The organism is Streptomyces sp. NBC_00289 (assembly GCF_041435115.1).
Lineage (GTDB): Bacteria > Actinomycetota > Actinomycetes > Streptomycetales > Streptomycetaceae > Streptomyces.
Genome location: NZ_CP108046.1, coordinates 9,771,233 through 9,784,964, shown reverse-complemented (window position 1 = coordinate 9,784,964; position 13,732 = coordinate 9,771,233). Strand labels below are relative to the sequence as shown.

The following is a 13,732-nucleotide window of genomic DNA, read 5'->3' as shown; positions in this document are numbered from 1 at the left end:
TGTTCCCTGCGAACAATTCTGCCGACCAGATTTACGTCCTGCGGTCAGGACTTTACGCCTTGAGGCACAGCAAGCTGGAGTCATGACGAGTGCAGCCCTCCGCAGCAGGGCGTGGAAACTGCTGGAGATGGTCACGACGCCGCTGCTGCCGTCGGACTACCTCGACCTGGTCAGCCCGATGCGTGCGGGCGCTGACCTGCGTGGGCGCATCGAGGCCGTGCACCCCGAGACGGGTGACGCCGCGACTGTCGTGATCAGACCGGGACGGGGCTGGCGCGGCCACACGGCCGGTCAGTACGTGCGGATCGGGGTCGACGTCGACGGGGTGCGCCTGTGGCGTGCCTACTCCCTTACCTCGCCGACCAACCGCCCAGACGGCCGCGTCACGATCACCGTGAAGGCGATCCCGGACGGCAAGGTGAGCAACCACCTGGTCCGCAGGGCAAAACCGGGCACGCTCATCCAGCTCGACCAGGCGACCGGTGACTTCGTGCTGCCGCAGGCCAAGCCCGCCAAGGTGCTCTACCTGACGGCGGGCAGCGGCATCACGCCCGTGATGGGCATGCTGCGCGACACCGCGTTCGACGACGTCGTCATGGTCCACTGCGCGCCACAGCCGCACGACGTGATCTTCCGCAACGAACTGCATGACCTGGTCGCGGACAAGAAGCTGCGGCTCACCGAGGTGCACACCGACACGGACGGCATGCTCGACATCGCCCGTCTCGACGAACTCGTGCCCGACTGGGCCGAGCGCGAGACCTGGGCTTGCGGGCCCGCGGGCCTGCTCGACGCCGCCGAAGAGCACTGGACGAAGCAGGGCATCCAAGAGCGCCTGCACACCGAACGCTTCCGTCCCAGCATCGTCGTCGCCGGCGACGGCGGCGAGGTCACGTTCAGCGCCACCGGCAAGAGCGTCGACGCGGACGGCGCCACGCCCTTGCTGGACATCGGCGAGGAGGCCGGCGTGCTCATGCCGTCCGGGTGCCGCATGGGCATCTGCTTCGGCTGTGTCACGCCGCTCAAGGCGGGCGCCGTCCGCGACCTGCGCACCGGCGAGATCACCGAGGCCGAGCCGGGCGTCCTCATCCAGACCTGCGTGTCCGCCGCGGCGGGCCCCTGCGACATCGAACGGTAGGAGCACCTTGACCGCCATCGACCCCACCGCCCACCTGACCGCGGAGCAGATCGAGGAGCTGGGCCGCGAGCTGGACGCGATCCGCGACGAGGTGATCGCCGGCCGCGGCGAGAAAGACGCCGCCTACATCCGCAAGGTCATCTCGGCGCAGCGCAAGCTCGAGCTGGTCAGCAGGGGCGTGCTGCTGTTCTCGTTCTTCCCGCCCGCGTGGCTGCTCGGCACCGCCGGGCTGTCCGTGGCGAAGATCATGGACAACATGGAGATCGGCCACAACATCCTGCACGGCCAGTGGGACTGGATGCGGGACCCGAAGATCCACTCCACCACCTGGGACTGGGATCACGTCTCGCCGGCCGAGCAGTGGAAGCACTCGCACAACGAGCTGCACCACACGTACACCAACGTGATCGGCAAGGACAACGACCTCGGCTACGGCATCATGCGCGTCGACGAGGACCAGCGGTGGCACCCGTTCCACCTCGGCCAGCCGCTGTGGAACTTCATCAACGCCTGCTTCTTCGAGTACGGCATCGCAGCCTACGACCTGGAACTCGGCAAGAACCTGAGCAAGCGCCGCCGCAAGAACCCGGAGTTCCGCGCGCGGGCCAAGGCCGTGGGCCGCAAGATCCGCAAGCAGGTGCTCAAGGACTACGTGATCCACCCGCTGCTGTCGGGCCCGTCGTTTCTCACCACGCTCGCCGCCACGTTCACCGCGAACCTGGTCCGCAACGTCTGGACCCACTCGGTGATCATGTGTGGGCACTTCCCCGAGGGCGTACAGGTCTTCGAGCGCCGGTCGATCAGGGGCGAGACGCGCGGCCAGTGGTACCTGCGCCAGATGATGGGCTCGGCGAACATCAGCGGCAGCAAGGCCATGCACTTCATGACCGGCAACCTGTCGCACCAGATCGAGCACCACCTGTTCCCGGACCTGCCGAGCAACCGGTACGCCGAGGTCGCGGTGAAGGTGCGCGCGCTGTTCGAGAAGTACGAGCTGGAGTACGTCACCGGCCCGCTGCCCAAGCAGGTGTTCTCCGCCTGGCACAAGGTCTTCCGGCTCTCACTGCCGAACAAGAAGCCCAAGGTCACAACGCCGGACCGTGAGCAGGAGCTCGTCGCCGCCTGATTCCCGATTGGTCCAGATCTCTCGGCCGTACCGGCGCCACCGCCGGGTCGGTTGAGATCCGTTGCGGACGGTGGGGCGACCGCGACGTCAGACCGTACGCCACCAGATCCGTGGCAGCCAGTGTCCGGCCGCGCTGCCACCCGGCACGTGCGCCAGGAGTCCAGCACACAGCCCCCCGGCGAGGTGTTGTAGTGCGCTGACCTGCCATGGTCGGGCCGGTAGCCGGGTGCGTACACGCACTCGGTTGCCGACGGGCGGGCTGGGTGGAAGGCATGGGCTGTGACGCGGACACTGCCAAAACCGATGCTCGTCGCCCCGTGTCCGACCCCGCGCTGCTGCCGGGGTGGGCGGGTGAGCCGAACCATCCCTGCACCGTCCGGCTCGCCTCACGCTCCGGACCGGGCCACCAGCCGAGCCATACGCCGCTACGAACAGCGACGAGCGCTCGACCAGCGGTTTCTTCGACCAGACCGGCCCGGTTGTCTGGTGACGATCCCGTCGATGACGAGTGCGAGTGGGTCGTAGATCGCGGCGAGGCGTGAACGCCCGAAGCGCTCGTCAGCTGTACCCCCGAGTGTGGGCGAGAGCTGACGAGCGCTTCGAGGGTTGCGTCGTGCGGGTCAGGAGAGGAGGTACGCCCTCAGGATCGTCGCGGAGTAGGTGTTGCCCTCGGTGTCGGTCAGGGTCGTCTTGAAGGAGACCGAGTGGGCTTCGGCCGGGTGGGTCAAGGCAAGGGTCTTCTTTCCGTGGTCGGTGGTCACGCGGGCGGCGGACCAGGTTGCTCCGGCGTCGTAGGAGACCTTCACCACCAGGGACTTCAGGTGCTTCGCGGCCGGGCCCTCGATGGAGAGCGGGACCGTGGTGCGGCGGCCGGAGGCGGCCGTGCCGGTGGCGGTGCGGGTGGGATGGAAGCGGACGGTGGAGAGGGGAAGGGGGGTGGAGGTGTTCGGATGTTGTGAGGTGTGCTTCGAGGTGAGAGTCCAGGCCGCGGTCAGGCGGCTGGTGGTGCCGGCCACCGTGGCCGGGCGGGTCAGGTCCGTGCGGATCGTGTACCGGGTCGGACCGGTCGGGAGGTCGTCGACGCTCTGGCAGAGGTCGCCGTCGTTGTCGAGGAGGGTGCTGGCGCCCGCCGTGACCGTCGTGTGCCGTGCGGCCACGGAAAACGCCGGGTGGCCGGCGCCGTCAGCCAGGTCGGGGAGGCACAGGTCGAGCGTGTCGCCGCTGCGCCGCGCGCCGTGCCCTCCGCCGACGAGAGGGCTGAAGACGCCTACGTTGTACGTCGACTCGTACGTCCGGCCCGCCCGGTAGGACACCGGGCGCTCCTCGTCGTAGAACACGTCGGACTCGTCCCCGGAGGCGCTCTGCTGGCCGAGGCCGGCCGTCCAGCCAAAGCCCTTCGGCGTGGTGACGTACGTCTTCGCCGTCGCCGGGAGCGGGAACGGGTCGCTCACCGTGCCCAGCGACAGGGTCGGTCCGTGCCACATGGCGTTGACGATGCCCTTGCGGTGTGTGGCGGAGGAGCCGAAGTGCCGCTCCAGCAGGGCGAGTTCACTCATCCGCGCCCTGTGCCGATAGCCGGTGGGGAAGCGGTCGGGCAGGTTGTAGAGGAGGTTGTAGGTGGTGCTGCCCTTCTGCCACAGGCCGCTGAGCTTCCCCGGCGCGGCGGCCGGCCCCAGCGTCGCGGTGCGCAGATTCGTGAACGAACCCCAGAACAGGGTCGAGTTGTGTGCGTTGATTCCGGCGCCCACACCGAAGTTGAGGAAGCCGGTCACCATCTTCCCGCCGCCTGAACGCGGACCGATCTCGACCGGCTCGGCCTTGCGGGCGTCGAACGTGACCGTCGTGTCCTTGGTGATCGAGAGGTTCGGCCGGACGAGTGCCGAAGTGTTCTCGGCTCCGTTTCGGCCCTCGGCCCCGGGCATCACCGTGTCGACGACGTAGTCACCGCGTGGGACGCGCAACGTGTAGACGCCCTTGGCGATCTGCTGCGAGTCGTCCAGGGCCGTGGTCCAGTAGTCGCCCGAGTGGCCGAAGATCTCGGTCAGCGGCGAGCTGACGGGCTTCCCGCCGCGGTTGAGGAACTTCAGGGTCAGATCGTGTGCCTCGGCCTCGCGTATGACGCCGAAAGCTGTCCGTACGGTCGTGTCGGCGCCCTGCCCGGTGGCGACCACCGTGCCCGAGTACGCGCCGTCCGCCGCCTCGGTGCGGGTGTCCGCGGTGAGGTCGACGCTCGCGGTGCCGCCCGCCGGGACGGTGAGCTGCGAGGTACTGAGCCTGAACATGCCCTCGGACGCGGTCTGTCCGGACGGGCCGGTCGCGGTGGCGGCGAGGTCCAGGGTGACCGTACGGTCGCCGTCGTTGCGGTAGGTGACGCGCCGGGTGAGCGGCTGGTCGTCGGAGTGGGGCCACAGCTGCTCGCCGAAGGACACCGAGGTCTGCTCGCTCACCACGGTCTGGGCGAGCGCCCGCGCCACGGCGACCCGGCCGGTCCCCTGCTGGTAGCCGGACAGGCCGGCCGTCGGGGCGGCGGAGGCGGTAAGTGCCTGCTTGATCCGCTCTCCCGTCCAGTCGGGGTGCCGCTGTGCCAGGATCGCGGCGGCCCCCGCGACATGCGGCGTCGCCATCGACGTACCGGACATGGAGACATAGCCGTCCGCCGCCGGGTCGCCCAGCACGCCGTGAGCCGCCTTCGCCGAGACGATGTCCACGCCCGGCGCGGTGAGGTCCGGCTTCAGCGCGCTGTCGGCGGTCGGGCCGGTGCTGGAGAAGTCGGCGATACGGTCGTCGCCGTCGACCGCGCCCACCGCGAGCGCGGACTCCGCCGTGCCCGGGGAGCTGAGGGTGCCGGGCCCGGGACCGTCGTTGCCCGCCGCGGCGACGGTGAGCATGCCGGTGGTCTTGGAGAGAGCGTTCACGGCCGCCTCGACCGGGTCGTTGCCCGGGGTGTCGGCCTGGCCGAGGCTGAGGTTGGCCACCTTCGCGCCCCGCGAGGCGGCCCACTCCAGGCCGGCGATGACGGCGGAGTCGGTGCCCTCACCGCTGTCGTCGAGCACCTTGGCGTTGAGGATCTGGGCGCCGGGCGCCACGCCCCTGTACAGGCCGCCGGACCTGGCCCCCGAGCCGGCCACGGTCGCCGCAACATGCGTGCCGTGGCCCTTACGGTCGTCCGTATCGCCGGTGCCGCTGAAGTCCTTCGACTCCGTGACCACCGAGGCGAGGTCCGGGTGCGTGGTGTCGACCCCCGTGTCCAGGACGGCGACCTTGACGCCCTTGCCGTCGTACCCGGCGGCCCAGGCGTCCGGCGCGCCGATCTGTGTGACGTTGCCACTCGCCTCCGGCCGCACCGCCCGCGCCGTGAACCGGCCGTCCAGCCAGACCCGGGCGACTCCCGCGGCGGAGGTGAGGGCGTGCCAGGCGTCGTCGGCCTCGACCTTGGGCACGGTGAGGGCGGCGCCGTCCACACTGGGCAGTTCCCGGCGTACGGTGACGTCCGCGTCCGCCACCAGCGACCTCTGGGTGTGGCTGCGCCGGGCGACCTTCCCGTCGTACGACACGATGAGCGGGAGCGTGCCACGCCGGGCGTCATCGTATCCGGCGCGTATCAGTGCGCTGACGTCGAACAGGCGCTTGTCCAGAGTGCCTTGGGCGATGCCGGCGGCGGCGTCGGCCGGCACGACGTACTGCTCGCCGCCGAAGCGTCGGACGGACACCGGGACGTCCTCGCGTCCCGGTGCCTGCTCTACGCCGGTCACCCGGCCCCGGGCGTCCAGCCGGACCCGGTCCCCGGTGACCAGGGTGACGAGTCGGGCCGGGGATTCGGCGTCCGCCCCCGCGGCGGTGGCCGCGCCGGCGGTCCGCATACTCATTTGCGTACCGGCGGCAGGCGCCGTGTCCGCGTCCGCGGTCCGCAACCCGAGCCCCGTGCCGGTGTCCGCCACCGAGACGCCCGTCATCGCTCCCGCGACCAGCAGGGCGGCCAGCGCCGCCCTTGAGGAACCGGTGCGCATCAGCCGGCCTGCCCCGGGACCTGCTTGCTGGCGTCGACGACCGCGCGCTGCGTGATCGCACTGGTGAACGTGACGGTGCCGACCTTGAACGGACTGTCCGCCACCTTCTTGACCACCACGTTGCGCTCGCCGAGGAACTCCAGGGTCTGCTTGTCGAAGATCCACTCGGTGCGCTCGCCGTCGTCGTCGTTCTGCCGCGCGATCGCCACCCCGTGACGGCCCACGGCGTCGACCGCGTCGTCCACCGCCACCACCCCGGGGATCTTGGCCGCGGCCTTGTAGAGGGCGGCGGCGAGCTCGGCCGGCGGGTAGCTCTCGGTCAGCAGATCGCCGATGGCGACGAAGGCCGCCTGGTCGCGAGGCACTTCGGGGTCCCGGACGGCGTCCGAGTCCCGGTAGATCCGCTGGAACAGCGCGGCGGGGTCGGTGGGCAGCTTGACCAGGGCGTCGTAGGCCGAGCTGGAGGGGACCTTGCTGGCCAGGGTCATGCCCTTGTCGCTCGTCTCGCCCGCTTCGATCAGCCAGCCGTCCTTGCCGTCCAGGGAGTTCCAGACCTGACGGGAGTGCAGCTCCTGGCTGACCACGGTGGTCTTGTCGTCGACGGTCTTGGGGTGGGTGCTGGCCACTTTGGAGGCGATGTAGACGAACTGACCGGCGTGCGGCGCGGGCCCGGAGACATCGGCGGCGGCCAGGGAGATGCGGTCGAGCAACTGGGGAGCGCCCTTGGCATCGGCGGCGCCGACCTGGGTGGTCAGCGCGGGGCCGGTGGCCAGGGCGGACTTGCCGTCGCCCCCGTTGCCGCCGGACAGGGCGACGCCGGCCACGACCGCCCCGGCCAGGGCGAAGGCCGCGGCGGGCAGCAGGATCGCGCGGCGCAGGAACGGGTTGGGGCGCCGCGCAGCGACGGCCGGACGGGCGTCGGTGCCGGTAGTGCGGAGGTCCTCGTGGATCTGGGCCATCATCTGCTCCTTGTGGAACTGGTGGCGGCCCGCCGGCAGATCCCGCGCTACGGAGGGCAGGAGGTCCTGGGTCTCCGTCCACTCAGCCGGATGCGGCTGGGAGGGGCTGGCGTTCATCGGTTTCCTTCCTGTGCGGACCGGATCACGTTTCTGCGATCACCTGTTATCTGCCGGTTCGGGATGGTGAGTTCCCGTTCTTCTCTGAGCAGTTCCGCGCTCTTCCCTCTCAGCAATTCCGTGTCGGTGAGCTTGCGGAGCTTGCCGCGGGCGCGGGACAGCCGGGAACGGACGGTGCCGACGGGGATGCCCAGGGCGCGGGCGGCCTCGGCGTACTCCATGCCCTCCCACAGACACAGCGTCAGGACCTCACGTTCGGGGCGTTTGAGCAGGCTGAGCGCGGTGAGCGTGGCGGCGATCCGACGCCGGTCGTCAAGCCGTCCGGCGGTCTCCTCGGCGTGGTCCTCGACCTGCTCCTCGGCGGCGCCCGCGGCGGCCGCCGCCTCGGCCGCGTTCCGGTAGCGCCGGTTGCTGCGGTACTGGGAGCGGGCGACGTTGGTGGCGATGCCCAGCAACCACGGCCGCAACGAACCCCCTTCGGCCTCGACCGACGCACGGCGACGCCACGCCTCCATGAACGTCGCCGACATGACATCCTCGGCGGCGGACCAGTCGGCGGTCAGCCGGAAAGCGTGGTTGTACACCGCCCGGGCGTATGCGTCGAAGAGTTCCGCAAAGGCGTCCGGATCCCCAGTTCGTACCCTGGTTCGCATATCTGTGGTCACGCCTTGGAACTGCCTGCGAGTGCGGACGAGTTCCAGTGTCCTACGTCACACCGGTCCCGGGAGTCGCTGTCGACACCAGGGAAGCGGTCGCCCGCACACCAGCCGCCGATCCGTGTCGCCAAGGAGGCTGTCAGCAGCCCGTGCGCCACGACCGGCCCGTCAGCCGAGACGTGGTGGCGTCCCTCGTCGCCCACAAGGGAGGTGAAGGCGGCGATGCCCTCTACCACAACGGTGCGCCGTGCGGTGAGCACCTCCCCCCACACACAAGGGCGGATGCCCTGTTCGCTCGACCGGTTTCGATGTCACCGCTCTGCGACACATGCTCTCTTCGCCTTTAGGGCTCTTACGGCTCGGTCCGCGATTGATGGTGGGTGTAGCTCCGTCTCGGGGGCAGCTGATCCGAGGTGTGCGGGGGCCGTTGACCAGCCCGGGGGTGTGGTGATGGGCGGCGCTCGGTCGAGATATTCGCTGGTCGCCGCTTGTTGATGGTGGTCATACTGCCGCGATGGATCCAGTGACGCTTGAGACCGACCGTCTCGTGCTGCGGGCCTTCACACCTGCCGACGTGGATGCGGTGTACGAAGCCTGCCAGGACGAGGACATCCAGTTCTACACCCCGGTGCCGGTGCCGTACCGGCGTGCGGACGCGGAGAAGCTCGTCGGCGAGAAGCTGCCCGCCCAGTGGGCCGAGGACAGGGACTACACCCTCGGCGCGTTCCGCAAGGACACCGGCGCCCTGGTTGGCTCGTATTGTCTGACCCTCGTCAGCCGCGGCGTCTGGGAGCTCGGTTACTGGGCGGTCAAGGAACAGCGCGGACGCGGGTACTCGGTGGAGGCCGCTCGGGCCCTGTGTGACTGGGGCTGGGCCACCCTCGACGTGCACCGCATCGAGTGGTGGGCCATGGCCGGGAACACCGGCTCGCGTGCCGTCGCCGAGAAACTCGGCTTCACCGTCGAAGGGACACTGCGCCATCGCGGCATCGCCAACGATGGCAAGCCGCACGACTGGTGGGTGGGCGGACTGCTGAGGCCCTGATGCTCGATCCGGTGCTTGGCCGGCTGCGTTTGCTCTTCTGCAGGGACGTTCCCAGCTCGGACAGTTACCACCGATGAGCGACACCCATTGATCAGCGGCGGGCAGCCGTGGCGTGGTTGGCCGCACGGGTTCTTCGAGTGTCACCAAGATGTGGGCCCCGTGCGGCCTTGACCCATTCTGCCTTCGCGGCTTCTCGCATGCACATCTCGGCGACTTGATCGAAGAGTTGGCCGATCCGTGGCTCGCCAGGCGCGAGTCGGAACTTCGCGAGCGGCGCGGTGCCGAGCGGCAGCGGGAGGCCGGTGCCCGGCCCGAAGCACGACCTGGCCTTCACCGACCGCCTGCGTCCTGCTCGTCACCCTGGTCCACCTACGCACCGGGCTCCCGCACGCTGCGCTCGCCCCGGTACGCGATGCGCGCCGGCACGTCCTGAGTCCATCGGCCGAGTCGCCGCCGGCCCAGGAATCCGTGCGGCCGTTCGATGCTCTGCCGGGCGCAGGCGGAGTGCGCCCGGCCGCGTGGGCAGCCATCTCGGCCAGGAGTTGCCGGCCGGGCAGGTCGCCGGTGACGGCGGGGATGCCGACAGAGCCGGGTGCTTGGCGCGGTGCGCGCAGGCGGGAGACGCCGGGCAGGAACCCTCCCCGGGCCCGGTTCCCCCGGCCCTCACACCCAATGACAGCCCACGGTTCCTCAGCACTCCGGGCAAAACCCCTCGCGTACTCCACAACGCCAGTGACAACGGAGCTGACGCGAGACGACCACGTCACTGACACGGGGCCGTCCAGCCACTGCCACGAGAGCGAGACACTCCGCTGTCGCTCACACATCGGACGCCTGGGCAAGGTGATTCCCGGAGCCGTTACGGTGTCCGGATCCTGGCGTGCCCGGTCGGGCGGCTTGTCCGCCCGGCGTCGCGCGCGCGACGCAACAGCGGCGCCCGCGCCAGCCTTTCGACTACGAGATCCAGCATGGTGACCTGGGGCTTTTCGCTGTGCCCGAGGGCGCGTGCCGCGCCGAGTTGGCCGTTGATCCTTATGCACAGCGGGTAGACGGACCGGCATGGCTGACATGGTTGAGGCTGGACTGTGGGGATTGGCGGCTGGCTCGGCGCTGCTGCTGGGTGCTGCGCTGGGGTACGGGCTACGCGTGCCGCAGAAGGTGATCGCGACGGTGATGGCTTTCGGGGCCGGGGTGCTGATCTCGGCGGTGTCCTTCGAACTGGTCGGCGAGGCTTACGAGGAGGCGGGGCTGGCTCCCGCAGCCGTCGGCACCCTCATCGGCGCCGTCGCCTACACCGGGGGAAACGTGTGGCTGGCCCGCCGGGGTGCCCGCCACCGCAAGCGCTCCGGTCATGCGCAGGCGCAAGCGCAGCCCTCGGAGGCCGAGCAGGGCGGGTCCGGGACGGCGCTCGCGCTCGGCGCCCTGCTCGACGGGGTGCCGGAGTCCGCGGTGATCGGTGTCAGTCTGCTCGACGGGGGTGCGGTCAGTCTGGTGACGGTGGCTGCGGTGTTCATCAGCAACGTTCCCGAGGGGCTGTCCAGTTCGGCGGGGATGAAGCAGGCCGGCCGCACCGGCGGGTACGTGTTCGGCGTGTGGGCGGCCATCGCAGCGGCCAGTACGGTGTCGGCGGTCCTCGGCTACACGGTGGTCGGTTCCTTCTCCCCCGCCGTGATCGCCGTGGTGACCGCGGTGGCGGCCGGGGCGATCCTCGCCATGGTCGCCGACACGATGATCCCCGAAGCGTTCGACGACGCCCACCTGGCCATCGGGCTGATCACGGTCAGCGGCTTCCTCGTCTCCTTCGCCCTCTCCCACACCTGACTCTTGTGGCTGGCAGTGGTGACCATGCCGCGCCGCTACGGGTGTGAGCGGGCCAGAGGCTGCGGAAGACAGCTGGGGCGGTGTTGTGCGCAGTGCCGTCCTGGGAGGAGGCTGGGGGTGTACGGCTCATTATCCCAGGTCCCCTTGTGGAGCTGGGTGTCGACCGTATGCCGGGATGTGGCCCTGCGAGGGAGGAACCTGCGGGCTTCAGTGACCCCGCTTCCACTGTCCCGGCCAGCGGGCCGACCGGCCCGCGGAACGGATCCTCATGGCCTACCCCGACGGCGGATGGGTCGACGACCCTCTGCAGCCCATCTCCAGCAGGCCCTGCGCCGGCACTGCGTGATCAACCAGGCGGTCGGCATCGTCATGGCCCAACAGCACAACACCAGCCCTCACGCACGGGATCCTGCGCACCGCCTCCCGCGACCGCAACCTCACCTTCTGTGATCTGTGCACCGATCTGGTCACCGGCTTCGACGAACCCCCCACCCCACCCGACCCGCCGCCCTCCGGCCCCCGCCCGTCGCTGTGACCACGCGTCAGCCCACTCAGCCTGCCCCTACGCCAGGGGGCGGGCCGCGGTGTCGCTACTGGCCGGGTCGGACAGAGCAAGGCGGGCCGTGACGCGTTTGCCGACCGGCTCCTGCTCGATGAACAGGTCCTTGGCGGCGGCCTTGACGATCTCCAGGCCGTGTTGGCCGATCCTGCCGGGATCAGCGGCCCGGGGCACGGGGACGGTGGGATCGGAGTCCCATACGACCACGTCCACGGCCCGGGCCGTGATACGCAGTTCCATCAGGACCGGGCCGGGGGCGTACTTGCGGGCGTTGGTGACCAGCTCGCTGACCACCAACTGCGTGAGGTCCCGGGTGCGGGCGGGGATGTGCAGGTGATGATCGGTGTGGACCTGGTCGAGGAAGGCGACGGCGTGGCGGCGGGCATCGGCGATGCAGCCGCCGTCTCCCTCCAGGGCGTAGCCGGCGCGCATCAGGTACGCATCCGGTTCGGCACAGCCCTCACCCTCGGCACGAGATCCCACCTTTTCGCCTCTCTCCCCCGTCAACGCGCGTCAGTACCCGCGACAGTCTCCTGCATGCCATACGGGTGTCGTCCAGCACGGCCACCTGGGTGCATCGCGCCGTGGCGGTGGGGCAGAATCATCGCGTACGCCCAGAGCGGGCACGTCGAGGGGCAATTGAGGAGACGGTGACCGACATCCCAGGGGAAGACCGGCCGGGCCGGTTTTCCGTCCGGTCCGCGGTGGTCGACGGCGTCCTGGTCGTGAGCGTGCACGGCGAGATCGACCACGCCGTCATGGACGTCCTCAGCCGGGCGCTGCTGTCCCAGGACGGCCCGCCGCCGCCCCGGATCGTGGCGGATCTCAGCGGTGTGACCTTCATGGACTCCAGCGGGATCAACGTCTTCGTCACCGCCCACCGGCGCGTGAGCGCGGCCCAGGGGTGGGTGCGCATCGCCGGCGCCCAGGACTCCGTCGTGCGGCTGCTGCACATGGTCGGCATCGACGAGGTCATCGACTGCCACCCCACCGTCGAGCAGGCCCTCAAAGCCTGACAGCCCTACTCGACCTGCTCCGTGGCCTCGGTGGCTTCAGGGTCAGGAGTACGCCGCCGCACCGCCGCGTTCAGCTCCTGGCCCACCGGGTCCGGCATCGGCTGGCCCAATGCCCAGTCGATCACCGTCTCGGCGACCGTGTGGAGTTTGACGTTCGTGTGCTGAGAAACCTCCCGCAAGACCTCGAACCCGGCCGCCGGCGGGAGCCGATGGACCGCGATGAGGACACCGATCGCCTGGTCGACCATCGCGTGGGAGTCGACCGCCTGCCGCAGCTGAGCATTCTCCTGCCGAAGGCCGGTCAGGAGAGGGTCGCGTGTCGTGTCAGGCACGGTCTGCTGCTCGCGGGAAGTCGTCATCACCAATCTCCACACAGGGGGTTTCACGTACACCTGCCCTGGCCCGCGAGCGGCAAGTCACCCTCAGCGCGCCGCAAAGATCACATGCGGCATGGGGAAGGGCTCTTGACCGGCCACGGCCAGCGAAGAGCCCGAGAGGCTGACTGCCCAACCCCTGCCCGCCGAGTCGCCCCGGTGCCGGCACTCATACCTGTCTCTCACCATCCAGCCAACAACCCGCCCAGGACGGCCGCCTTGCAGGAGACGGCGGGGCGGCGCGGCCGGCGAGCATCCGCGCAAATTGCGGCAGTTGAACGCCTACGTGTGACCGCTGTTTGGCGCAGTGGCCTCGTCGGCGAGGACGATCAGGTCAACGCCGTCGGGGGTTTGTGCGACGGTGTGCCCCAACTGGACCAGCAGCCCTGACACCGCCGCCTGGACCATCGCCCCCATACTGTCGCCGCCCGGAGCACGGATGGCCTGCTCGCGGGCCAGCGCGGTGAACCCGTCCGAGACTGTCCACTGGACAACAACACCGGCCGGCACTTCTACCACACGCAACCCCAGGCCAGCACTGTCCGCGTCGCCCAGCACGTGAAAGCCGGCCTGCACCAGGGCAGAACTCACCTGCGAAGCAAGCTCAGCAGGCACACACGACACCAACGCCGCCTGCCCGGAACAACGCAGATCATGCCACCCAATTTTCAGACACTCACGGCCGTCAGGCCAACCGAGTGACGGACGCCCCCAGCTCCCTCACCAGCCAACGCGCCACCATGACGGCACGGCACACCCGCCTCTACGGGTCCGGGCAGCATCGCCTGCCCGGCATCGCGCGGCCCCGCGGCCCTGAGAACGCAAGGACGCCCCGCTCCCCTCGCCGCTTGCCCACGCTCCCGCCCCATCTCCTTCAGCTTGTCCGGTCATCTGACTGGTCGTCGTTACGGCTT

At 69.9% G+C, this 13,732-nt stretch carries 11 protein-coding genes; 5 read left to right on the top strand and 6 right to left on the bottom strand.

Annotated elements, in window-relative coordinates; genetic code table 11:
* Nucleotides 1-82 precede the first annotated feature (82 nt).
* Both OG985_RS44265 and OG985_RS44260 read left to right on the top strand, forming a co-directional pair.
* Nucleotides 83-1,138: a ferredoxin reductase gene (locus OG985_RS44265; RefSeq protein WP_371674061.1), complete on the top strand. Its 1,056-nt coding sequence runs from the start codon at nucleotides 83-85 to the stop codon at nucleotides 1,136-1,138.
* A 7-nt stretch (nucleotides 1,139-1,145) separates the two neighbouring features.
* Nucleotides 1,146-2,264 (top strand): fatty acid desaturase, encoded by a 1,119-nt coding sequence (locus OG985_RS44260; RefSeq protein WP_371674060.1) that lies wholly within the window; start codon nucleotides 1,146-1,148, stop codon nucleotides 2,262-2,264.
* A 620-nt stretch (nucleotides 2,265-2,884) separates the two neighbouring features.
* Here the strand turns inward: OG985_RS44260 and OG985_RS44255 are convergent.
* From OG985_RS44255 to OG985_RS44245, 3 genes are read right to left on the bottom strand one after another with little or no spacing between them, the layout of a single operon-like run.
* Nucleotides 2,885-6,271 carry a S8 family peptidase gene (locus OG985_RS44255; protein ID WP_371674059.1) on the bottom strand — a complete coding sequence of 1,129 codons (3,387 nt, stop codon included), beginning with the start codon at nucleotides 6,269-6,271 and terminating at the stop codon, nucleotides 2,885-2,887.
* Nucleotides 6,271-7,347, bottom strand: coding sequence for a CU044_5270 family protein (locus OG985_RS44250; RefSeq protein WP_371674058.1), 1,077 nt, complete (start codon nucleotides 7,345-7,347; stop codon nucleotides 6,271-6,273). Before OG985_RS44250 ends, OG985_RS44255 begins: the two co-directional genes overlap by 1 nt.
* On the bottom strand, nucleotides 7,344-8,012 hold the full coding sequence (locus OG985_RS44245; RefSeq protein WP_371674057.1) for an RNA polymerase sigma factor: 669 nt from the start codon (nucleotides 8,010-8,012) through the stop codon (nucleotides 7,344-7,346). Before OG985_RS44245 ends, OG985_RS44250 begins: the two co-directional genes overlap by 4 nt.
* Nucleotides 8,013-8,517: 505 nt before the next feature.
* Here OG985_RS44245 and OG985_RS44240 point away from each other — a divergent pair.
* Nucleotides 8,518-9,048: a GNAT family N-acetyltransferase gene (locus OG985_RS44240; RefSeq protein ID WP_371674056.1), complete on the top strand. Its 531-nt coding sequence runs from the start codon at nucleotides 8,518-8,520 to the stop codon at nucleotides 9,046-9,048.
* 1,059 nt (nucleotides 9,049-10,107) lie between these two features.
* Nucleotides 10,108-10,869, top strand: coding sequence for a ZIP family metal transporter (locus tag OG985_RS44235; protein WP_371674055.1), 762 nt, complete (start codon nucleotides 10,108-10,110; stop codon nucleotides 10,867-10,869).
* Between the two features lie 562 nt (nucleotides 10,870-11,431).
* Here OG985_RS44235 and OG985_RS44230 read toward each other — a convergent pair.
* On the bottom strand, nucleotides 11,432-11,911 hold the full coding sequence (locus OG985_RS44230; protein WP_371674054.1) for an ATP-binding protein: 480 nt from the start codon (nucleotides 11,909-11,911) through the stop codon (nucleotides 11,432-11,434).
* Nucleotides 11,912-12,078: 167 nt separating this feature from the next.
* Here OG985_RS44230 and OG985_RS44225 point away from each other — a divergent pair, with 167 nt between their 5' ends.
* The gene (locus tag OG985_RS44225; RefSeq protein ID WP_371674052.1) at nucleotides 12,079-12,444 is read left to right on the top strand and encodes an STAS domain-containing protein; all 366 of its coding nucleotides are present in this window, start codon (nucleotides 12,079-12,081) and stop codon (nucleotides 12,442-12,444) included.
* A gap of 5 nt (nucleotides 12,445-12,449) precedes the next feature.
* On the opposite strand, the gene OG985_RS44220 is transcribed toward OG985_RS44225, so the two are convergent.
* On the bottom strand, nucleotides 12,450-12,803 hold the full coding sequence (locus OG985_RS44220) for an ANTAR domain-containing protein (protein WP_371674051.1): 354 nt from the start codon (nucleotides 12,801-12,803) through the stop codon (nucleotides 12,450-12,452).
* A 297-nt stretch (nucleotides 12,804-13,100) separates the two neighbouring features.
* Nucleotides 13,101-13,409 (bottom strand): hypothetical protein, encoded by a 309-nt coding sequence (locus OG985_RS44215; RefSeq protein ID WP_371674050.1) that lies wholly within the window; start codon nucleotides 13,407-13,409, stop codon nucleotides 13,101-13,103.
* Nucleotides 13,410-13,732: the final 323 nt, after the last annotated feature.